At 41.0% G+C, this 23339-nt stretch carries 19 protein-coding genes; 7 read left to right on the forward strand and 12 right to left on the reverse strand.

Going from position 1 to position 23339, the window contains the following annotated elements; all coding sequences use genetic code 11:
- Window positions 1–15 precede the first annotated feature (15 nt).
- From RMY63_RS34210 to RMY63_RS34240, 7 genes are all read right to left on the reverse strand, one after another.
- Window positions 16–2406, reverse strand: a complete 2391-nt coding sequence (locus tag RMY63_RS34210; protein ID WP_322732965.1) for a CHASE2 domain-containing protein — start codon at window positions 2404–2406, stop codon at window positions 16–18.
- Window positions 2407–2697: 291 nt separating this feature from the next.
- Complete coding sequence (locus RMY63_RS34215; protein WP_322732966.1) at window positions 2698–3882, reverse strand: DUF1822 family protein; 1185 nt, start codon at window positions 3880–3882, stop codon at window positions 2698–2700.
- Between the two features lie 25 nt (window positions 3883–3907).
- Window positions 3908–5098: a sigma-70 family RNA polymerase sigma factor gene (locus tag RMY63_RS34220; RefSeq protein ID WP_322732967.1), complete on the reverse strand. Its 1191-nt coding sequence runs from the start codon at window positions 5096–5098 to the stop codon at window positions 3908–3910.
- A 169-nt stretch (window positions 5099–5267) separates the two neighbouring features.
- Window positions 5268–5831, reverse strand: a complete 564-nt coding sequence (locus RMY63_RS34225) for a 3'-5' exonuclease (RefSeq protein WP_322732968.1) — start codon at window positions 5829–5831, stop codon at window positions 5268–5270.
- A 183-nt stretch (window positions 5832–6014) separates the two neighbouring features.
- Window positions 6015–6449 (reverse strand): hypothetical protein, encoded by a 435-nt coding sequence (locus RMY63_RS34230; RefSeq protein WP_322732969.1) that lies wholly within the window; start codon window positions 6447–6449, stop codon window positions 6015–6017.
- Window positions 6450–6572: 123 nt separating this feature from the next.
- A complete protein-coding gene (locus tag RMY63_RS34235; protein ID WP_322732970.1) occupies window positions 6573–7835 on the reverse strand; it encodes a sensor histidine kinase in 1263 nt (420 codons plus the stop codon).
- A gap of 30 nt (window positions 7836–7865) precedes the next feature.
- Window positions 7866–9752, reverse strand: coding sequence for an ATP-binding protein (locus RMY63_RS34240; protein WP_322732971.1), 1887 nt, complete (start codon window positions 9750–9752; stop codon window positions 7866–7868).
- Window positions 9753–10029: 277 nt separating this feature from the next.
- On the opposite strand from RMY63_RS34240, the gene petN reads away from it, so the two are divergent.
- From petN to RMY63_RS34265, 5 genes are all read left to right on the forward strand, one after another.
- Complete coding sequence (gene petN / locus RMY63_RS34245) at window positions 10030–10119, forward strand: cytochrome b6-f complex subunit PetN (protein ID WP_012408302.1); 90 nt, start codon at window positions 10030–10032, stop codon at window positions 10117–10119.
- 7 nt (window positions 10120–10126) lie between these two features.
- Window positions 10127–10288: a hypothetical protein gene (locus tag RMY63_RS34250; protein ID WP_322732972.1), complete on the forward strand. Its 162-nt coding sequence runs from the start codon at window positions 10127–10129 to the stop codon at window positions 10286–10288.
- A 154-nt stretch (window positions 10289–10442) separates the two neighbouring features.
- Entirely contained in the window at window positions 10443–13592 is a 3150-nt protein-coding gene (locus RMY63_RS34255; RefSeq protein ID WP_322732973.1) for a GAF domain-containing protein, read from the forward strand.
- Window positions 13593–13827: 235 nt separating this feature from the next.
- Window positions 13828–14205: a DUF433 domain-containing protein gene (locus tag RMY63_RS34260; RefSeq protein ID WP_322732974.1), complete on the forward strand. Its 378-nt coding sequence runs from the start codon at window positions 13828–13830 to the stop codon at window positions 14203–14205.
- Window positions 14202–14594 carry an ACP S-malonyltransferase gene (locus RMY63_RS34265; RefSeq protein ID WP_322732975.1) on the forward strand — a complete coding sequence of 131 codons (393 nt, stop codon included), beginning with the start codon at window positions 14202–14204 and terminating at the stop codon, window positions 14592–14594. The genes RMY63_RS34260 and RMY63_RS34265 overlap by 4 nt, the downstream gene beginning before the upstream one ends.
- Before the next feature lie 92 nt (window positions 14595–14686).
- Here RMY63_RS34265 and RMY63_RS34270 read toward each other — a convergent pair whose 3' ends face one another.
- The 3 genes from RMY63_RS34270 to RMY63_RS34280 form a co-directional block, all read right to left on the reverse strand.
- A complete protein-coding gene (locus RMY63_RS34270) occupies window positions 14687–15430 on the reverse strand; it encodes a M50 family metallopeptidase (RefSeq protein ID WP_322732976.1) in 744 nt (247 codons plus the stop codon).
- Between the two features lie 53 nt (window positions 15431–15483).
- On the reverse strand, window positions 15484–16698 hold the full coding sequence (locus RMY63_RS34275) for a transposase (protein ID WP_322732977.1): 1215 nt from the start codon (window positions 16696–16698) through the stop codon (window positions 15484–15486).
- 154 nt (window positions 16699–16852) lie between these two features.
- Window positions 16853–18451, reverse strand: a complete 1599-nt coding sequence (locus tag RMY63_RS34280) for a peptide ligase PGM1-related protein (RefSeq protein ID WP_322732978.1) — start codon at window positions 18449–18451, stop codon at window positions 16853–16855.
- A gap of 571 nt (window positions 18452–19022) precedes the next feature.
- On the opposite strand from RMY63_RS34280, the gene RMY63_RS34285 reads away from it, so the two are divergent.
- Both RMY63_RS34285 and RMY63_RS34290 read left to right on the forward strand, forming a co-directional pair.
- Window positions 19023–19904, forward strand: coding sequence for an SDR family oxidoreductase (locus RMY63_RS34285; protein ID WP_322732979.1), 882 nt, complete (start codon window positions 19023–19025; stop codon window positions 19902–19904).
- A 225-nt stretch (window positions 19905–20129) separates the two neighbouring features.
- Window positions 20130–20387, forward strand: a complete 258-nt coding sequence (locus tag RMY63_RS34290) for a hypothetical protein (protein ID WP_322732980.1) — start codon at window positions 20130–20132, stop codon at window positions 20385–20387.
- Between the two features lie 102 nt (window positions 20388–20489).
- On the opposite strand, the gene mgtE is transcribed toward RMY63_RS34290, so the two are convergent.
- A complete protein-coding gene (mgtE, locus tag RMY63_RS34295) occupies window positions 20490–21887 on the reverse strand; it encodes a magnesium transporter (RefSeq protein WP_322732981.1) in 1398 nt (465 codons plus the stop codon).
- A gap of 310 nt (window positions 21888–22197) precedes the next feature.
- Window positions 22198–22851, reverse strand: coding sequence for a transposase (locus RMY63_RS34300; RefSeq protein ID WP_322732982.1), 654 nt, complete (start codon window positions 22849–22851; stop codon window positions 22198–22200).
- Between the last annotated feature and the right edge of the window lie 488 nt (window positions 22852–23339).

Below are 23339 nucleotides of genomic sequence, written 5' to 3' on the forward strand. Positions count from 1 at the left end.
TTTACTAGTTTGACATTACTCAACTAATGATTGTGGAGTAGCGGAAAATTCCCGGCGACTTTGAATAAATATAACTAAAACACCGCTTACAACTACGCCAAAGGCAGAAGGAATAAATGGCAACCATAACCCTTGTTTTAAAAGAGCGATCGCACAAACTCCATATAAGATGACAACTGTCACAAAGATAGCATATCTCTGATGTGAGAGCGATCGCACCCACCAAATAATCAGACTCCCAACTACAGACCAACCGCATATCCAGAGAATATCGCCCCAATAAGGCAAAACCCAAAGAATTGGACGTTGGTCTAAAACTGCACTCAAAACTTGGCTAACCATTTGTGCTTGTATAAATACCCCTGATATTTCTTGGTAATCTTGTTGTGCAGTACTGTAGGGAGTTGACCAAGTATCGCTGACTGTATTAGCTGTCACTCCAACGATAACTACCTTATCTTTAAATGATTTACGATCAAATTTATTACTCAATACATCATCAAGGGAAACTCTCTGATAATCTGTATTACGGTAATTGACAAGTATTTGATTTCCACCTAAATCAACTCCTTGTTGATAGGCACCACTGCGACTAAATTTTAAGCGTTTAAATACTTTAGAGCCAAACTGTACATAATCTTCATTAAATTTAGGTTTAATATTTTCGTAAGATAAGTAACGAGTAACTAATTGCAACGAGAGCGAATAAGGCGTTGTACAAGTCGAAAAAGGCTCTTGTGCCATCATCAAAATTTGGCGACGGACGATACCATCTGGGTCTTGAATTACATCAGTAAAACCCTGACGTACTACAGGTACGTCTTTCGGAGGTTTAACACCTTGGGGATCGTATTTACTATCGGTGCTTTTGCAGACAACAACAACGTTCTCTTTATTAAGTTCAGTCGGAAGTTGTATTAGATTTGATTTATTTGGGGGGTCAGCAAAGTCTCTATAAATATCCAGTCCAATAACTCGCGGTTGATACTTTTGTAATTTGTTGAGCAATTTAGCTAACGTACTATCCGAAATGGATTTCAGTCCTTTGGTCATGTCTTGTCGTGATTGAATATCTTTTTCAGTAATTTCTACAATTATCAACTTTGGATCTGGATCTTCCTTGAGTCCTAGCCGTAGCATTTGATCAAAACTTTGCAGTTCGATTTTCTCAAAGACTCCCAAGTATCTCAAACCTACCGTTGAAACAGCCACAAGAAAAGTACTAAGTAGTACATTCCAAAATTTAGATTTTGATGTCGCAATTTTACCTTTTGTCGAAACTTTACTTATAAATTTAGTATCAGCAAAATTACCGGACAGTTCTTGCCACGTAGTAGGAACAGTTGTCGGATTTTGACAGATAACTGGCAACCAACTGGCACAAGGAAATTCATTTTCCAGTCCTTGAAGTCTTTCTCGTGCTTCTCGCACAGCCAAGTAAAATGGTTTGCTATCTGCAAAGGCGGTAAGAAAGTTTTTTAAAAATTCCTGTGCTATTAAATCTGGCACTCCTTCCCGCATTACAATCATTTGGGGAATGTTTAAATCAGCTAAATTTCGTCCTAAACCAATTCCGTCACAAGAATTGAAAATTGCCAGTTTCAAACCGCGTCTAATTGCTGCCTTAAGTGCATGTTTCAATTGCGAAATTGCTAAACTTTCTGTTTGATTGATGCAAATTTCCCCAATCTCTCCGTCAGCAAGACTAGTACTATGTCCAGCAAAAAATAGAATATCCCAATCCTGATTCCATAGATATTTGTCAAGTGTTTGCCGTGTTGGTTCTATAAGAAAGGTGGTTTTGGCATCTGTTAAACCTTGTAACAAAGAGGCGTCTTGATCAATATCAATCCCAACTTTATTACCTAGAATTGCCAAAATTTTGACTTTACCTGTAGGAGATTTTTGTAATAGCTGAGGAGATTCATACTCATGATTGCTCAAAGCTAATTCCGCTTTCGGGTAATCTTCAAAAAAATGCCATAGATGCCAAGGCAAACGATGCAATAGAACTATATTTGTTTCAATAACTACTCTAATTTCATCATGACGACTGAGTAGAGTTCGCAACTGCCGTTCAATATTCTGAAATGACTCAAATTTCAACCAAGCATTGATATTTGCTTGTAGCTGTTGACACACTTCATCGAAGTCATTTACAGAAATATTGGTTATGTCTTGTGAATGTACTTTTATCCGTTGATTGCTACTACCCAGGCGTTGATGAACTGCTGCGTAGAGTAACTGCCATCTGCGGTAGAGTTCGCTTAGTTCTGGTGCTGGCGGTAGACTTCCTGTTAATTTCACGGGTACAAATTGGTTTTGACACCAAAGTTGAGCTGTGACAACAGGAAATCCTTGCTTTAAATCTCCTCCCAAAAAGCTGAAGACAAGTAGCTTACTCATAAGTTAAGTGGACTTTGCCATTCGTGATTAACTAATGACTAATCAACAAGGAGCATTCTACTTATGCAAAAATACCAAAGGAAAGTGTAGTATAATGACTACACAAGACAAATTTGGGCTAAACCTATGACCAGAGGCATTAAAAACTTTTGAAGGGATCGAAAAAATAGTGCGTAGTTTACCGCCGTAGGCATCGCTCCTTGCTTAAGCATGTCAGCCCTCATAATCGCCTTTTTTATCGAACAAACTACGGATACAAGCAAAGGACGGACTACTGCTGGCTCTTAATAACTAAATCACAAAACTTTCTGTAATCTGGCAACTATCAAGAGCAACCTGGATGCTGAAACATTCTCCCACTTCCCCATCAAAGAGTTTCAACTGCACATAAATATCTTGAATTCTTGCTTGTACTTGTTGAAGTATTTCCCCTCGATCTGAAAGTAAAACTAGCTTGATAGTAGCAGGTAGGTAAGGTTGATTAGAAGCTGGATGTAGCTGCACGCGAATCTTAACTTGTTGGTTAGCTTCTGGTATTAAGGCAACTAATAAAACAACTTTTTGAGCCTCTATTTCCATTCCCAAGTCAATCAGCTTGGCGCGTTTGATAACGGCAGTATTTAACCCGGAAGAAGTGCGGAAATTAAAAGCTAGGCTACTGGAGTTTGGCTCAACAAAAGTTTCTATAGCTTGCCAAGAAGCATCGTAAATTTGCTCCAGCCAACGACTGAGATTCACTTGTACTTGTGAAAATTGCGTTCGCAGCCTTTCTTGGTACAAACGCTGCCGCCACTGCTCATTTTCTAGTAGCACTCCCCAGGTTGTAAATGGCACTGTAAGTCTAGGAAATGTTACAGAGGAATTACCTAACCGTTGCACAAGATTTTCTGCTTGAACAGTCGATAATTCTGGTAGTGGAGCGATCTCCGTTTTCATCTCCTCTGTTCCACAAAATTGGTAGGTGATCCAAAAAGCATTCAGGTCTTTAATTAAGTGGCGTGCATCTATACAATAAGTCCTATCTACTTGGTCATAGTTTGCTAGTGATTTAAGCTCACTATGGGTTATGTAGCCCCAAATTCTTACCCATTCGCCATCTGATGTGACTTGTACTGCTAAATAATAGTCTGCTGCCCAAGTGGGAATATCTACCCATTCTTGAGGAACTTCTAACTCGCTATCATCAATTGCCTCGCTAGGAATTAAAACGACTCGCTTTTGGTTTAACAAAATTGCTGTGCCATTGACAAATTCCCAAAAAGCAGGAATACCAGGGGAACTATGCCAGATACTTGCTTCTGGAACATATTCAGCTTTTACCCAATTCAAAAACCCATGAAGGCAAATTTGATTCATGTAAGCACGCCAGCGACTGCTAGGTGTGGTATACATTTGGCTTTCTTGCCAACAACTTGTCTGTAATGATGGTGATATTTCTAACAAAAGTTCCTGCGGTTCTGTAAAAGCCGAAGTCATTTTTACTACCTTATCTTTCATAACATCAGCGAAATTCCCCATACTTAACTTTCAACCATTCTTCCAAAGTACTACTCATATCATTAACTAGGTTGGAAGTCACAGAAATATTAAGCGTGTCTTGACTCCATTGGATCAACGCTGCTAGCATTAATTCTCTAGCTTTGATCAGCCGACGAGAAACAGTAGGCTGACTGATTTGTAGGCGTTCTACAATCTGTGGCTGAGTTAACCCCTGTTGGTAGTAAAGTTTAAGTATTTCCTGGCTTTTTGCCTCCAAAGTTTGTAAAGTTTTTAACAAAATAGCTTGAATCTGAGATTGTTGCTTTTGTTGGTATTGGGCATCCTCTTGGGCTATCATCTGAGCGATTAATGAGTCAGAGGATAAATCTGGCAAATCAAAAGTTGTTGTGGAGTCATCTTCTGATATCGCTAAATTTAGAGAACTAACAGGTGGATACAGATAACCACGCACGTACACAGCTGCTTGGGTTAACCACTGTTCAATTTTCTCTCTCGTGCATTGTGGAGTAGGTTGAGTTAACTGATTTTGGCGTTCGCGGTTGTAGAGGTTGACAATAGCTTCCCAAAGTTGCGGTTCTGGTTCTGGTAGTGACTTTGTGCCACCTGGTTGGTTTTGAACATACAGTTCTTTGAAGCAAGTCCAGGCGAGTCGATATTGGGCAATTAGAATAGGTGATAATCCAGCTTGAGCAAGAGCTTCTAATAACTGCTTTTTGCTTACTTTGCGCAACAATGCCCAATTTGTGCAAATATCAGCTTCTTTGCGTTGGCGTAAAATATCTTTTAGCCGACTGGGAACTGCCATAGTAGCATAGGCTTTTAAGCTAGAGCATTTTTCTAGATTAAAATTTTTGAGAATTGTTTCAGTTTCAGCATTCGCCATTTGAAAATAATCTGCTAGGCTATGTTGACTATTTGTAAATTTGGCAATTGTTTTTTTAGCAGCCCAATAATTTGGTTCCTGTAAATAAGCAGATAAATGCATTCTAGCAAGGCTATTAGATTCCTCTTGCCAGCACTTGTGCCAATGTAACGCCCAAAAATTTTCTGAGTTAGGGACGAATGGTGAAGACTCCAAGCAATTTTGAATATTTCGATGCAGTTTGATATCAATCAACCATTTGCTGAATCTGTCTTCTTCCAACTCAACAAAGGTTGAGAACATCTCGATAATTTTTTGACGAGGACGCATAAGCAGTTAAAAATTTCAATTTATCCGAACTTAGGCAACACAGTTGCGAACATATACCTAATCGAGTCTTTTTGGGAATATGCCCTTCGGTATACTTTTGACTATTTACTTTTCCTAACTCCCTAAAAAATGGGCGAACCGATAGTAATTAAAGTTAATTGTTTATTATTCAGCTTAGTTTTTTGTTTTTAATATGTCTGTAGATAGCTGCAATATTGCGGGCATCATCAATACCACGATGGTGTGTGCCTTTTAATTCTATCCCCAACTCATTGAGAGCCTGTGCCATGCCAAATTTTTTAGATACGCCAAGATATTCCGAAAATTCCTCTTTGATATTTATATGTTCTGAAGTAAAAGGATAGGGAAAATTATGAAACGCACAATCTTGAATAAATTGCTTTTTGTCGTAATTACCCCAAGAACAAAAAATATAGTTGGGAAATAAATTAATCCATTCTTTAAAGCCAGAAATTGCCTCGATAAATTTTGGTGCTTCGTCAACATCTTGCTGCCGAATACTAGTCAATTCTGTGCAAAAACCTGTCAGTTGCGGATGTCTCACAGGTTGGATGAATTGCTGAAACTCTGAATCAATTTCCCACGTTGTTCGATTGAGCATCACTCCACCGATTTCAATGATTTCCATTTCATGACGAGGAATAGTTTTACTGTTACAGCATGTAGCTTCCAAATCGACTATCAGATAATAGTGGGATATTTTAGTATTCATATTAGATTGAGGATTAATACTGGTAAAGCTTTATACTTTTAGTTAAAATTTACAGGTTTTTTGTAGGGAATTTGTAGGAATTATACTACAAAAACGTGATATTTACAGTAGCTTTGCTTTTTTTATTTATTTGAACCACAACCTTCTGTATAGACTTACAGGTAGCTGTAAGACTACAGGGATTTAAATTGATGAAAAAGGTTTAACCCAACTCAATTGAATAGCGATATTAAGAGCGATTGCAGCCAGCGCAAACGATAACAAACTTTCTGCCGCCAACACCAAAAAAGGCCAAATTGTGCTGTGAGAATTCCACCCAAATTCTATCTGAGTTAATCCGCGCACCAAGCCAAAGGCTAACACACCACCAGCTTTGAGTTGGGGATTTTGATCGGAGCGGATGATATAGCGGTAGGTGACACCAAATAGGAAACCAGTAAAAGTGGCAACTGCACCATTTACCCATAAGTGCCAGTTGAGATCACTTTGCAGACATACAAATGTCTGAAAATACGTTGCTAGTACTAGAGTATTTAACAGACAGGCAATCGCAAAGCTAAAACACACAGATAATCCCCCAATTATTCCAGCCTTGAGGGATTCTATACGTTCTGCCATTAATTGAGGATCTAAAGTTGGGTTCACTCTATATATAAATTAGGTATTGGTATTGGGAAAGAGTTTTCCCAATACCAATATGATAAATGCTAGAGCAGTTTTGTAATTAGTAAAATATTGTTCTCATGTGGGAATTTTGATGATAAACTCGGTACCTATGCCAGGTTGAGAATTCACATCTAAAATGCCTTTGTGTTTCTCTACAATTATTTGATATGCAATCGACAAGCCAAGTCCAGTACCTTTTCCAACAGTTTTCGTGGTAAACAACGGCTCAAACAATCGTTTTTTAAGCCGTTCAGGAATACCAACCCCATTGTCAGCAATCCGAATTATAACTAAGTTTTCAGAATCTATTTCTGTGGCAATTTTAATCTGAGGAATTAAATTGCTCTTTTTTTCTTCTATTATAGCTTCATCAAGAGCATCAACTGCATTTGCCAGAATGTTCATAAATACTTGATTCATTTCCCCTAAATAGCATCTGACCAGTGGTAATTCTCCATAACTTTTAATAACTTCAATGCGAGGGCGATCGCCATTAGCATTGAGGCGGTGTTGCAAAATCATTAGTGTACTATCTAGTCCTTGGTGCAAATCAGCAGATATTTTGGCATCTCTGTCTGAACGACAGAAGTTGCGGAGTGAATTAGAAATGTTCCTAATTCGTTCACTTCCTAAGTGGAGTGAGTTCAAGATTTTTACCATATCTTCGAGAACAAAGTTCAGATCCAAGTTCTCAATAGTATTGGTAATTTTAGCTGTTGGGTTTGGATACTCTTGTTCATACAGTAGGAGCAACTCGGTTACTGCTGCAATGTGTTCTTGCAAGGGTGGAATATTACTAGAAATAAAGTTGATCGGGTTATTGATTTCATGGCCAACACCAGCGATTAACTCTCCGAGTGTTGATAGTTTTTCTTGCTGCACTAGTTGGACTTGGGCTTTTTGCAAAGCCTTGGTGCGATCGCTAACTTGTTGTTCCAAAGATTCAGTCAATTGTTTGAGTTGTAAATGTACGCGCACTCTGGCAATGACTTCCTCTTGGGCAAACGGTTTAGGGATATAGTCTACTGCACCAAGGGAAAATCCCTTCGTTTTGCTTTCCGTATCCGCTAAGGCTGTGGTAAAAATAATCGGAATGTTTTGGGTAACAGGATTAGCTTTGAGGCGGCGACAAGTTTCAAATCCGTCAATACCGGGCATTTGGACATCCAGCAAAATCAACTCTGGTTGATTGCGTTCGGCTTGAGCGATCGCACTTTCTCCATCGACTGCAACCCGAAAACGAAAACCCTCACTATTGAGTGCTTCACACACGACAGATAAATTTGTCGGATTATCATCCACAATCAAAATAAATCCGTTATTTTGAGTTTTGCTCATGATGAATTTAAAACTGAATTTTAACTCAAATTAATCGATGTATTGTTGAAGAAAAGTTTCCAAACGTTTGAGTTGGAAATTACTAGCAAGCTGGACGATTTGCTGGGCAAAAACGCTTAACTGCTCATGAGATGCAGGAAGTTCCTCAGCCAGTTCTAAGATTTTTTGAATATCGCCGTCTTCTGTCAGTTCGAGTAAATCTTGTAAAACCTCTTTGGCAGGATAAATCATCTCATTTTGTTGATTCAAACCATCTGTATAGGTTTTTTTGATTGCGTCTACCTTACTATCAAAAACCCATTCCAGGTGCAAAAATTGTCGTAACATTTCCAGCAGCGTTTCAGCTTCTACAGGCTTTGGTAAAAATGCATCTGCACCGACATCAATACTCTTGTGTTGGTCGATTGCAAACACACTGGCTGAGGAAGCGATGACAGCAATTTCTTTAAATGACCCAGGCTGACGCAAACGCTCGATCAACTCAAATCCATTCAATATAGGCATTACTAGGTCAGTGATAATCATATCTGGTTTGTGGGCTAGAGCCTGTTCCCATGCTTCCTGACCCTGACTAGCTTCTACAACAGTAAACCCAACAGGCTCTAGTAAATTTACAATTACCGATCGGTTTTCCCATTTGTCATCCGCAATCAAAATGGTACGCCTTTGTCCTTGATAACCAATAATAGTTCCTTGCTCAACCACTCTAGAAACCTTGGCCCAGTCTTTAGATTCTGGGAATTCTGCCTCAAACCAGAAAGTACTACCTTTGCGTAAGGTACTTTGCACTTGAATTTGACCACCCATCAACAAAACAATTTTTTGGCTGATTGCTAATCCCAAGCCTGTACCTTCAGATTGTCGTTTTTGATTTCCTACTTGTTCAAAGGGCTGGAAAATTTTCTGGGCTTGTTCAGGGCTTATACCCGTGCCAGTATCTATTACCTCAAAGCGAATTTTGTAGTTAGTCTGTCCATTGGTATTTAATTCTTGAGCAATGACCTTAACTTTGAAGGTGACACTGCCTTCATTAGTAAATTTAATCGCATTACTAAGCAAGTTAATCAGTACTTGCCGCAAGCGTTTTTCATCAGCATGAATACCTGTTGGCAAATCAGGATCTAGTTGGACGTAAAATGCGATCACCTTTTGTTCTGCCCGGATGCGGCAAATTTCAGTGACGCTATCTATAAAGGCAGGCAAGTAGAAATCAACAGGATATAATTCCAACTTCCGGGCTTCTATTTTGGAGAGATCCAGAACATCATTAATCAGGGTTAAAAGATGAGAACCACATTGGTAAATGATGCTGACTCCTTTGCGTCCTTTCTCACTTAAAGATTCTGTACGTTGAAGAATTTGTGTATAGCCCAAGATGCCGTTGAGAGGTGTGCGTAGTTCATGACTCATATTGGCGAGAAATTCACTCTTGGCTTGATTGGAGTTTTGAGCGACTTCTTCTGCAATGCGTAGTTCTTTCTCGATGCGCTTGCGCTCGACAATTTCAGTTGAAAGCGTTCGATTGATAACTTCTAACTGGGCAGGGCTGGGTAGTGTTAGAGCTTGAGGCATGAGATAAAATAACGCAAATGCCGTGTATATCGAAATAATGGCAGTTAAAGCTTTTAAACTACCTGCAAGCCAATAGTCTGGATGCCAAAGCGTCCAAATATCCATCAAGTGTCCAGTACCACAGGCAATGATAAAAGCACCAAATAACAAAAAGACTCCATTGAAAGGAACGTCTTTACGCTTGGAAATAAAGTAAATTAGTAGGAAGGGAATAGAATAATACGCAAAAGCGATCGTGGCATCAGAAATAATGTGGAGCGAAACTAATCCAGTTTGCCAGAGATAACAATGTCCGTGGGGAACAAAACCGTTCGAGTGGAAAGGATAGTTAAAAAACGTTGGCATGATATTAGGGGTTGCTGGATTTGAAAGATATACCCAGAACTCTAGTATTCCCAAATAATCAAGTGGAAAAGCCCGATCGCTAATTTTTTACATTTGTCTTTATTAATGCTTGAAGTACCAGCGTACCAAGAAAAAAGGGTGTCTTTTATGCGTAGGTGTAGCCCGTCGTAGACATCGCACGCAAAACTTATAATGTCATGATAAAAAAATCTCAGCCTGCCCAATCCCTGTATGATAAATATTAGAAACCTTTTGTAATTATTTGAAAAGTGGGACTATGGAGATTTTGACACTAGGTTGGGTATCGTTGTTAGTTGTGTTTACTTGGTCAATTGCAATGGTAGTGTGGGGACGTAACGGACTGTAGAGGCATTGTGGAAAGTCCATTTTTGAGTATTTTGGCTTTATTTGCTGTAGTGCTGCTCGTAGTAGTCACTGGTGGTATTGGTTATTTGACCCTAGCAGATTGGCGCGATCGCCGTCGCCGAGATGAAGAGAAACGCACCACCCGCAGCGCTACTTCCAAGCGGCGATAATTTTCTTTTGGTTGAAAAATATTTTTCTAGGGACGCGATACCATCGTGTCCCTATACTATTTTGTATGACATTCCCAAGAAATAACTGTTACCTTTGCGATCGCAACGGGAATTATGAGATAGAAGACTTTCAATATTTAAAGTCCCACTGGGAATGGAAAACTCCTCTACTACTCAACCCATACAACCAAATTCAGAACGGCAAGAATCTTATTCAGATGTGACATTCTCCTTACGTCAGAATGAGCAGCAAAAAGCCTTATCTGGAGTTATTGCCCGTATTCGGGAGTCTCTAGACATAGAAACTATCTTCAAAATTACAGTCACTGAAGTTCGCCAACTTCTGAAAAGCGATCGGGTTAGCGTGTTTCGTTTTTATCCTGATTTAGCATGGGAAGGAGAATTTATCTATGAAGATGTAGCAACAGAATGGGATTCGGCACTAGCAGCCAAACTGCGCGACCACTGCTTTAGTGAGGAGTTCGCAGGACTTTATCAGCAAGGTCGAATTAGAGCAATAGCTGATATTTATCAAGTTAATGCCAGTGATTGCTACATCCAGATTCTAGAAAAATTCCAAGTACGTGCCAATATAATTGCCCCCTTGATCAAAGGTAAAGATTTATGGGGATTGTTGTGTATTCATCAGTGTGGTAGTCCTCGACAATGGGAAGCATCAGAAATTGAGTTTGTGCAATTAATCGCCGAACATCTAGGAGTTGCTTTACAGCAAGCAGATTTCCTGGAACAAGTCAAACTACAATCAGCAGAACTAGCACAAGCAAAAGCCAGAGAAAAAGCAGCCCAATGGCAGAAAACCATAGCCATTACCATTGAGAAAATTCGTCAGTCCCTCGATTTGGAAAGCATTTTCCACACAACCACCGCAGAACTTAGGCAGCTGCTAAATGCCGATCGCGTGGCTATTTATCGTTTCAATCCCGATTGGAGTGGTGAATTCGTGTTTGAATCAGTGGCAGAGGGTTGGGTTTCCCTTATCGAGCAACAGTCGCAACGGCCAAAATTGAAAGAGAACGTCAGCGAATGTAGCGCTAGAGATTTAGCTAACCCCCCAGTCGCTGATACCTATTTACAAGATACAGAGGGTGGTAACTTCACTCAGTGTGAAGTGTACCGAATTTGTAATGACATTTACAATTCCGGCTTTAGTGACTGCTACATTAAAATTTTAGAAATATATCAAGCAAGAGCTTATGCGATCGTTGCCATTTACCACGGTCAAAAGCTCTGGGGCTTGCTAGCAGCTTACCAAAATGCTGGAGGTCGTGATTGGCAAAAAGATGAGGTTTACTTGCTTACTCAAGTTGGCACTCAATTAGGTGTGGCTTTGCAGCAAGTGGAATTTATCCAACAAATGCAGATTCAAGCAGCAGATATCAGCAAAGCTGCTGAAAGGCAAAGGGCGTTGGCGCACACAGTAGAAAAAATTCGTCAGTCTCTTGATATTGAAGCCATATTTAAAACCACTACTCAAGAAGTTCGTCGGCTATTAGAAGTAGAACGAGTCGCAATTTATCGCTTTTATCCTGATTGGAGCGGGGAATTTGTGGCTGATTCCATCGTTGATGGCTGGACACCAATGGTTAAGCCGCAGCCAGTGACAGAACGCGTTCTTGTGCAAGGAAAACAAGCAGGTAAATATGCACGTAATGAAGTTTTTGTACCAATTTCTCAGGGTGAAAAGCTGTGGGGATTGCTAGTAGCTTATCAAAACTCCCAGCCTCGTTATTGGCAAGATGAAGAAATCAACTTGCTAGCACAAGTTGGCGTTCAATTGGGAGTAGCATTACAGCAAGCCGAATCCTTGACACAGATGCAGGTACAAGCCCAAAAACTGGCTCAAGCCGCCGAACGAGAACGGAAAGCAGCCGAAAGACAGAAGGCTTTAGCTGCAACAGTGGAGAAAATCCGCCACTCTCTTGATATTGACACCATTTTTGCGACCAGTACAGAAGAAGTCCGACGGCTATTGGAAGTTGACCGAGTGACAATCTATCGATTCGGGACTGATTGGAGTGGTGAATTTGTTGCTGAGTCTTTAGCCCAAGGTTGGACACCAGTAAAGGAAATTGTACCTGCAATCTCTACGACGGGCTACGCCTATGCAAGTAATTACTTGCAAGAAACCCAAGGTGGGGATTTTGCTAATGGTAAAACTTTTGTGATTAAAGATATTTACAGCATCGATGATTCTATTCCTTATATTGCCCTGATTGAACTAATGGAGGCTAGGGCATATATGATTGTGCCAATTTTTCAGGGTGAGAAACTTTGGGGATTGCTAGCAGCTTATCAAAATATCAAACCCCGTGATTGGCAAGAAGATGAGGTAGATTTGCTGATGCAAATTGGTACTCAGTTAGGGGTAGGACTTCAGCAAGCGGAATTACTCGAACAAACTCAATGTCAAAAAGAAGAGTTGACCCAGACTCTGAAAGAATTACAGCATACTCAGAGCCAGTTAATTCAAAGTGAGAAAATGGCAGGCTTAGGGCAGTTAGTTGCTGGTGTAGCACATGAAATTAATAACCCGATTAGTTTCATTTATGGCAATATCACTTATGTTACTGAACATACCGAAAATTTATTTAAATTACTGCGCCTTTATCAGAAACAGTATTCTAAAGCAACAGGAGAAATTCAAAAGCAAGCAGCAGCAGTGGATTTAGATTTCATTAGTGATGACTTGCCCAAAATTCTGACTTCAATGAAGATGGGGGCAGATCGGATCTCTCAATTAGTCTTGTCGTTACGAAGTTTTTCTCGACTTGACGAAGCAGGAATGAAGCCCGTTGACCTTCATGAAGGTATCGACAGTACTTTGCTAATTTTACAACATCGACTGCAACCACAAACTAATTCTTTTGCTATTGAGGTAGTTAAGCAATATGGTGAATTGCCCCCAGTAGTCTGCTATGCAGCCCAGATGAATCAGGTGTTTATGAATATTCTCAACAATGCGATCGATGCACTGGAAAACTCAGTAACTAGTGGAAGAATAATTGATAATCCGAAAATTTGGATACGTACAGAAGTTATAGAAGGGAATACTATTCTGATTTGGATTGCTGACAATGGTTGTGGAATTCCAGAGATTGTGCGATCGCGCATTTTTGAACCTTTCTTTACTACCAAACAACCAGGTCAAGGTACTGGCTTGGGATTATCTATTAGCTACCAAATTATTGTGGAAAAACACGGCGGTAATATCAAGTGTGTTTCTGAACCTGGTAACAGTTGTGAGTTCTGGATAGAAATCCCAATGAAACGGATAGTTAGTTAGGAAAAAACAGGCGATGTATTCTCTACAAGAGGCAGCGCTTGTTTATCCCCAATCCACCAAACATCTTGGCAGTTAGTCCCGACTTGTTGCATCACTATCTTTACAACGTGCCTAATTAAACGTAGTGGTGCGGCTAATGCTGGACGTACCTTGTTATGCCTTTTGGAGGGTGGGCGTTGCTCACCCTGCCTTTTCTGCAAGGTATTATGAAAGTAGCTTCTAGGAAGGAATGAGCATGACTTCGGCAGCCAACAAACAGTCATCTATTATTTGGACAGAGCGAGGACTGACAATTTCAGGAACTCGCATAACTCTGTATGACGTAATGGATTATCTCAAAGCTCAGTATCCGCCCAAGTTTATTCGTGATGCATTTAACCTTACGGATGAACAGATCCATGCTGCCCTTTTCTATATTGAAGCGCATCAGACAGAGGTAGAAGCAGAGTATCAAGAAATCTTGAAAACCGCAGAGGAAAACCGACAGTACTGGGAGGAGCAAAACCGCGAACGTTTTGCTCGAATTGCTGCTGCCTCTCCTCGTCCGGGATATGAGGCGATTCGAGCTAAGCTTCAAGAACGGAGAACGCAGCGAGAAGCAAAAAAGCAATGATTGTTTTAGCTGATTACAACTTGAATCGGCAGGCAATTCTAATTTCTGGAAGTCTTGTTGCTGGAGGATGGTTAGATCTTGCTCCAATCCAGTTGGTGACATTTGAAGGCATTGGCTTATCCGCAGATAGTAATGATCGAGTTGTTTGGAAATTTGCCCAAACCAATGGAATGCTCTTACTTACAGCAAACCGTAACGCGAAAGGTAAAGACTCACTCGAACAGGTGATGCGTGACGAAAATCAGCCGACTTCATTTCCAATTATTACGATTGGTGATTCAGATCGAGTCAACGAATCTGACTATCGAGAGCGTTGTGTTGAAAGGCTTGTAGAAATCGTGATCGACATCCAAGACTATATGGGGGCAGGTCGGTTATTTATTCCGTAAAGCGATCAGTTGCATTGTATTGACGTAATTCCTCTGACTTGATGCTATTAACCCTTCATCCAAATGAAGGGTTTTGAAATCTAAACTTTCAGTTACCCTGAACGATAAGCAACACGAAGACTTTGGATTAAAATTACCAGAGATGCGATCGCCATTAACCCGCCCCAAAACCAGTAAGGTAAAAGCAAATATCGCTGCATTTGGGCTGTATCAGAAATTCCAAGAGGGCCAGCAGAACTACTAAATAGATAATCAAGTTGATGGTACGTACTTACACAAGCTTGTACACCCAAAAATTGAATCACAAACCCTTGCGTCCAACGAGGTGCTCTTAAGGCAATACCTAAGATTATTAAACCTAGTAAGGGAATTGCCACCAATCCAAACCAGGAACGCACCCAAATTAATGTGGACAACAGCAAAAAACTTCCTAAAATTTTCAAACAGAGGGTTGCTGCTGTAAAACTGCGAGAAGCCAGAATCAAAACTGCACCGGCAATAGGCGGCCCCATTGGCCCGGCTGCGGCGATTATTGCCGGGACAATTGGCGCCAACGACGACCGGATGCCATAAGTTGCGACACCAGAACCATTGCTAAAAATCTGCAACTTCTGAAACTGTCCCCCTAATAGCAGTGCCATTAAACCGTGACCCATTTCATGAAACCAAGTTGCCAGAATTGTAAATGGGTATAAGATATAATCCCCTCCTGGTACTTGCCACAATAAAGCAGTTGCGATCGCTGCTGCAACTAGCCAGGTTAGCCCCATACGTTCAACAACTGGCGGGGCTTCTTTAGTGAGCAAGGTTTCAAAATTTTTACTTGGTTGCCTCATAGGTCACTCATTGGCAGTGTATTTCCATCCATCCTAGTTTGACACTCCCTCGTTTATAAAACGGGGGATTCTTGCTTCACGGGGATTCCAACGAATTTACCCTCTGCAAGCATCTTGACCGTGTGCCCCACGGCTGCAAGTCCGCGTATAACGACTACTTGAGCGGCTGCAACATCTCTATTAGTTGTATAGCCACAATTTGAGCAAATATGAGTACGTTCTGACAGTTCTTTCTTACCTGTCTTCACACCACAGCTTGGACATATTTGACTTGTTTTGCGACTATCTACTTTTTGAAAATAGACATCACGCTTAAAACAAGTTTGCTCCAAAATGTTGAAGAATTGACCAAATCCCGCATCTAGGCAATGTTTACCTAACATTCCCTTAGATAATCCAATCAGGTTTAAATCCTCAACAAATACCATTCCGGCGTTGTTGCAGATTTGGTGAGATAGCTTAGAGTGCCAGTCCTTACGACAGTTGGCAACATACTCATACAATCTGGCAACTTTCTTCTGTGCTTTGTGCCAATTGTTCGAGCCGTGGGGTTTCCTGGAGACACGTTGTTGCAGCAATTTCAGCTGGCGCTCAGCATCTACAAAAAACCTCGGACGTTTAACCAAAAGCCCATTAGAAGTTGCAACAAAGCTTGTCAATCCGACATCAATTCCTAGTGCTTCCCCGTGTGGAAGAGGAGAAGGCACGGATACATCCCATTGAACTGTTAGCATTACGTACCAACCAGACGCACGCTTAACCACGCGTGCAAGCTTTGCAACCCCACCATCTGGGATGTCCCGTGATTGACGAAACTTAACCCAGCCTATGACGGGAAAGTTGACCATCCCTGGCTTAAATCTATCCCCTTTCATTTGAGGGAAAACAAAACTACGCATCCTGCCATATTTCTTAAATCTTGGGAAACCGTGGTTACGCTCCCACATCGCAACAAACGCAACCTCAAGCCTTTTTAGCGTTTGTTGCAAAACTTGAGATTGCACCTTTTTTAAGTCGGGATATTCCTTTTTTGCTTCAGTCAATGATTTGCACTGACTGGCATAAGTTGGACGTGGTGTATCAATAGGAATGATGTATTCAGACTGAAGTGAGCAAGCATTAATCTGACAACTACGAGATTTATACCAGTCTTTGCGCTCCCTTAAGGCATAGTTGTAGACACGGCGATTAATTTCTAGCCATTCTTCAAACATTGCTGCTTGGATTTGCGTTGGCTTAAGTTTAAACTCGTAAGTCAAATTAAACATTTGGTTATCACCTCCTGTTTAATTATAAACCGTATATACGTTTTATAACAATCTTTGCCAAATAAATTTGGTGAAGCAGTGCGTTCCTGTCGCCTTGCGTCGGAAAGCATCTGCACCAAGCCATAGGGCGTCTTCGCTTATATCCTCCGCATAACTATAATTCATCCCAAACTACAGGAAAGGAATAATCTGAAAACGCCGAAAAATCACTATTTTCACTGCGGGTTTCTTCATCTAGAACTTTGACAACTTTGTTATAAATATCTTGTGCTTGTTGCGGGGAATCTCCGATGCTGGTTAATCCCAGCTTGCCAAACTGCGAAAGGCAACCCATAAGATGAAACACTGTACCCGTTTCTGTACCACTGTCGAAGTGCAGTCTGTGATGAGCGATGATATCCATCAAATCATTGGGTAATAATCCCTGATAGCGTTCTTTTTGCAGATTATCAGTGGCAATGTAATATTTTGGACGACCTTGTTGACTATAAAATAAACCTGTGGAAAGGTCATAGCGGCCATTCGTTAATAATTTCAGGGTCATGAATGGATGAGTTGTACCGCCTTTACGTAGGTTAATTTCGATCGCCTGAATATCCCACTCTCCGTTACCCTTGTCAACGGCAATAAAATCTAATCCAAATCGCTCTAAAGTGCCTTTCTCTGCTAGTTTTCTGCCGACTTGAAGTCCCAATTGCTGTAATTGCAATCGATATCTTTCATCAGCAGGAAAGCGACAACCAAGGTAAATCTGACCATCTGGGCCTCCGAGAATTTGGTCGTGAGTTGAAAGGATTTCCACTTCGCCATTCGGTGTGATCCGTCCTTGGACGCTGGGCGATCTTTTAATTTCCCCTTCCACAAATGCTTCAGCGATTGCCCCTAACTCAGGCATTTTTCCCAAAAAACTATCCCAAGTCTCTTGTTTTGCTTGAAAACGCATCGTTGATAAGCGATCGCTAATTGCTGCTATCCTTTCGGCATGAGTACCAATGTTTGGTGCTAAATTCTCAATCGGTCTCAGATCCAGCAATGCATTCCCCTCTCCAGAAATGCCCTCGTTGAGTTTTACTACTACCCGTTTTAATGTTGGTTGGCGTTCCCACAAATCAACGGTAGCTTCTGTCAAATCTTTGTGGTTCCAAACTTTTTCGCTGCCATCTGGATGCGTTACTCCACTTTCTTTGAAGATTTGCCGACTGCCACTTTTTGTTCCCCAAATCTGTAAATTTGGTGCGGCAGCATACAGTGGTACACCTAATTTTAAAGATAATTCGCCTTCCCAGTGCGAAGAGTTGTAGCAGATCATAAATGATTTGTCTAGCCTCAAAGATAGATGAATCCGCTCTAGTAAGCGAGGGCGTTCTAAAATCTTTTGGCTCAGAGGCTTAAAAGAGGAATCGTAAGTAGAAAGTAACAGCAAGCGATTGCGAGCATGAGAAAAGGGAATTCCTGGCAACAGTTGCAGATAATAATCAATGATACTAGGATGCAGCGGTACTGATGTTACATAAATCAGCCGAGTCCGGGGATTCCGCAACCGAATTAAGGAAAATAGTAATCTTTCTTCATAATGCTCGCAGCCTTCGATCTTTTGAAGTTCCCCTTGGTCAAGACTCAAGGAGGGAATAATTAAAATATCCGCTTCACTATTGTCAAATATTTCGCTCGTTTTCCAGCGATCGCGCAGGGTTAATTGTAAGTGGCGAAACTTTTCAACCTGTTCTAATTCGGAAATATTTAATGTTGCCATAACCCCTGCCCTCTAATAATCTCAATGTAGCGCACCACGCAGCCTTTTGGAAAATGTATAGTCGCTATGTCAAGATTCAGGTAGTTTTGTAAAAAATTTCCAGAAGTCCGCAAGGAACAATCAAACTATAGCAACTCGTAAATCGCCGACTTGTTTATTCTTTAATTTCGTTTCCATCTTAAGGTTGAGCTAGTTGCAGCTTAGTTTACCTCTAGGGGGCGATAAAGTACAGCAATATAATAGTTAACTTGAAGGCAGATCAAAAAGATAAATTCTTCATCACATCAGAGTTGTGTACTTATTTTTGAGGATCGATAATGTAAGTTGCGTACAGTTGCTAGGAATAAGTAAGTTTGGCAAACATCTAGGATATAAATGCCTAAAATTGCAAATGGTTAGTGAAAGTGAAAGCAAAAAATAAACCTTGGGTTGAATTTTTGATCCAAGGTTTAGTTATGAAATAGGATAAATGAGAAAGATGGAGTCTAACTAATTCTCAATACTCAATTTCCCATTGCCAATGCCCAATGTCCCAATACCCATTCAATATTCGATTACCAAGGTAAAACAAATGGCTAAATCAAAAGAGCAAAAAGAGAAAAAAGAGCAAAAATTACAACAGCCCCAGCAGCAAGAAGTACCAGGTGTTGAATCAGAAATGACACCAAAACCCAAAGCAGATGATGCTCAGTATCGGGGTAGTAGTAAGTTACAAGATAAAGTAGCATTGATTACGGGTGCAGATAGTGGGATTGGTCGTGCTGTTGCGATCGCATTTGCAAAAGAAGGTGCAGATGTGGCTATTCTTTACCTTAACGAACACGATGATGCTAAAGAAACAAAACATTTGGTAGAAAAACAAGGGCGTCGTGCAGTAACCATCGCAGGTGATATTGGCAATGAAAGTTTTTGTCAGCAAGCCATCCAACAAACAGTTGGTGAATTTGGCAAACTCGATATTCTAATCAACAATGCTGCTGAACAACATCCGAAAGAAAGTATTGAAGAAATCACCGAAGAACAATTAGAGCGAACTTTCCGCACTAATATCTTCTCGATGTTTTTCATGACTAAAGCTGCACTCAAGCATTTGCAAGCGGGCAGTTCTATCATCAATACCACATCAGTAACAGCTTATAAAGGTAATCCACAACTATTAGATTACTCCTCGACAAAAGGTGCGATCGTTGCCTTCACTCGCTCCTTATCAAAAAATTTGGTATCCAAAGGAATTCGCGTTAATGCTGTTGCACCAGGGCCAATTTGGACACCTTTAATTCCCTCAACTTTTCCCGAAGAGAAAGTTGAAACTTTTGGTAAACAAGTACCAATGGAACGAGCCGGACATCCTGAAGAAGTTGCTCCTAGCTACGTGTATTTAGCTTCTGATGATGCTTCTTATGTCTCTGGACAAGTGTTACATGTTAATGGTGGAGATGTTATCAATGGGTAAGTGAAATAGTGAGGAGTTGGGAGTTGGGAGTTAGGAGTTTGGTAGTTTGGAGTTTGGAGTTATAACCGATATATTCTTAATTTATAACTCTTAACTTTTAACTTTTCACTCCTAACTTTAAACTTATAATTCTACCCTGATGGTCTTCCATTGGAGGGATGATTTAATGTGGAAATATTGATAATCTGTCTAACAGCGTACATTTAAGAAATAATAACTACGTCTATGGCATCTCTTACACCACTGCATGGCAGAGAACTAGTAGATTGTGCTAGAGCAAATGCCCAGCAAGGGATTGAAACTGCTGCTTATCAATGTGGCTATGGTCAAGACCTCAACAAATTTGCAAAAGAACTCAGACAAGCTTGTGAAGACATGAATTTACAAGTGAAAGAACTTAGCGGATTAATTACTGACCAGGACATGATACTGCAATTGGGTACTGGCGAAGTTGTTGCTCCAGAGACGGAATCAGAATTGTAAAAGTTAAGTTAGTCATTTGTCATTTGTCATTTGTCCTTTGTCCTTTGTCCTTTGTCATTTGTAGTTTGTTATTCACTAATGACTAATGACTAATGACTCTTTTCATAACTTTAAAATTACCCGCGCCAAATTGAAGTAGATCAAAACGCCTACGACATCAACTGCTGTGGTGATGAATGGTGCTGACATTAATGCTGGATCTAAACGCAGATAGCGAAAGAGAAATGGCAGTGCTGAACCGGAGATCGAAGCTAAAATGGAAATAGCTACCAAACTAGTGCCTACAGCGATCGCTACTTCTAATCGTCCTTGCAGAAAATAAGCCCAGACAGTAGCGATCATACCTAACATTCCTCCCAAAAATGCGCCAGCGATCGCTTCCCGGCTGATTACCTGCAATGCACCAAGCGATCGGATTTCATCGGTGTTCATCCCGCGAATCACCACTGTCGAAGATTGAGCGCCTACATTACCCCCAGTACCAGTCAACAAGGGGATAAAGGCCGTCAGTGTCACCACTTTTGCTAAAATATCTTCTTGCGACTTAATAATTGTGCCTGTGACGGTATTGGTTATAAGTAAGACTAATAACCAGACAACTCGCTTCCGAGCAATTTCCAGCAAATTCATTTGAAAATAATTGTCGCCCCCCGACTCCACACCACCCAAGGCATAGATATCTTCGGTGGTTTCTTGTTGCAGAATATCAATCACATCATCCACCGTAACAATACCTACTAAAAGCTGTTCTCGATCTACCACAGGCACAGCCAAAAAATCATATCTTTGGATTAATCTTGCAACTTCTTCTTGGTCTGTATCAGTGTAGACAAACACCACATCACGGGTCATAATTTCGCCAATAATTTGCTCAGGCTGAGACGTTACTAATTCCCGCAACGATACAATCCCCGTTAAGCGCCTTGCCGCATCCATGACATAAAGATAGTAAATCATCTCACTGGCATTAGCTAAGTTGCGAATTCGCTCTAGAGCTTGAGATACTGTCAAGTTTTCTTTCAGCGAGATTAACTCTAGCGTCATAATTCGCCCAGCTGTATCAGCTTCATAACCCAATAGTTGGGCTGTAGCTTGACGTTCTGCTGGACTCAGTTGTTCTAGCAGGCGATTAACGACTTTTGCCGGTAATTCATCAAATAACCTAGCTCGGTCATCCGGCGACATTTGATCGACAATATCGCAGACTTCCTGACTTTTAAGTTCTTCAATTAACCGTTCTTGAACACTGTAGTCGAGATATTCATAAACCTCTATAGCCTCATCCTTAGAAAGCAAGCGAAAAGCCAAAGCGTGCATCGCTTCTGGCAAACCCTCAATCGCCTCGGCGATATCCGCAGGCTGCACGGGTACGAGAATAGATTTTGCTGCTTGCAAGTCTCCTGCTTCCAAGAGGATTTGCAGCTGAGTCCGCACTAAATATCGCAATTCCCTGCGTGAGAGATTCTGGATGGTAGAGTTTAAATTGTTTGTCTCAGTCAAAGTCCACTTTCCTCAGCCAGTTTGAACAAGGTTGCTGCCCCTAGTCTAGGGGAAAGTGGGAATGTACAACGTCAAATTTGTAATTTTTCTGACTTGGATTCAGGAGGCAGGAGATAAGAGGCAGGAGGAACCCACCCTTAAAAAGGTGGGATTGAAGCAAGAACGCTTTGTATCCCTCTCCTAAGAAACCGTATTTGCTTCGGGCTGAGGAACAAGCTCAAAACCTAAAGCTAGAGCCTTTTTCTGGAGGTTATTGATGACTCGTTGTTGGTAACGTTGCTCATAATAATCCATGCCAGGATCTTGATAGTTACCTCCAGAAGTCCAAAGTCGATAGAAAATTCGTGCCAACTTCTGAGCAGTAGCAGTGATAGCTTTGGGTGTACCCAGGCGAGAACGTAAGCGAGGATAAAAAGCACGACTCGGCAGAATTGCTCTTGCCAGCTGTTTGTGCTGCCATTCGGAAAGCATTGGTAGCAGGGTTAACTACAAGACGAGTTTTAGAACTTTTAACTTTGCCACCAGTGATACGATTGCTAGGACAAAGACCAAGCCAAGAAGTAAAGTGTTTAATAGTTGGGAATCGGCTAGGATCTAAACCAACCTCAGAAATAATGGTTTGTACTGTTAGGATACCAAGACCATCAATAGCAGTGAAGTCCACGCCACTAATTCGGTAAAGATGGGTACGTAAATCAAAAGCAGGTTCATTGCCTTGGGGTTTATGGCGGATGTGCTTTGGTTGGGGAAGCGGAGATTGATTCAAATTAACTTTGTCGCTAAATTCAGATAAGCACTCCTGTATTTGGCGGTCGCAGGCTGCTATCTGAGTTTGATAAACATCGTAAAGTTGTAGTTCTTGTTGGAGTACAAAGACATGCTCACTGCGATAATCACCATTTAACGCAGCAGCAATTTCTGCTGATGAATACAGTCTCCTAAACGGGATAATGGCAGTAGCCATTTCACCAATGTCATAACCGTCTCAACCCAGAACCAAGCTTCTGTACGGGCGGCAAAGCACCATTGAGGGATCAGTCTTAACTGTCAGGACACAATAAAAGTGTAATTTTTTTTTCGGGGCATTTTGTTTCTTTCATCCATAACGGAAGCGATCGCGTCCGTAAACAGCTTCTGTCACTCTCCGGGAGGGCGATCGCGCTTAAGCCTCATGAGGCAATCAATACAAGCTATACTATTAGAAAAAAATCGGTCTTGTATTTGTTATTAGAAAAGAATCGCGCGATGCCTGCGGTAAATGCTAGCCTACGCTTGCTATACAAAAGCTCTAGAATTCAGAAATGACAAATGTTTTCGGAAAGTGACAAAACAGGGATATAGCAACCGCCAAGGCAGTTAGGACATTGGTGATTGCTCAAAACCCTGAAATTACTGGGTTTTTACTCAGCACTCAGCACTCAGCACTCAGCACTCAGCACTCAGCACTCAGCA

It is taken from the genome of Nostoc sp. ChiQUE01b (assembly GCF_034531255.1).
Classification (GTDB): Bacteria; Cyanobacteriota; Cyanobacteriia; order Cyanobacteriales; family Nostocaceae; genus Nostoc.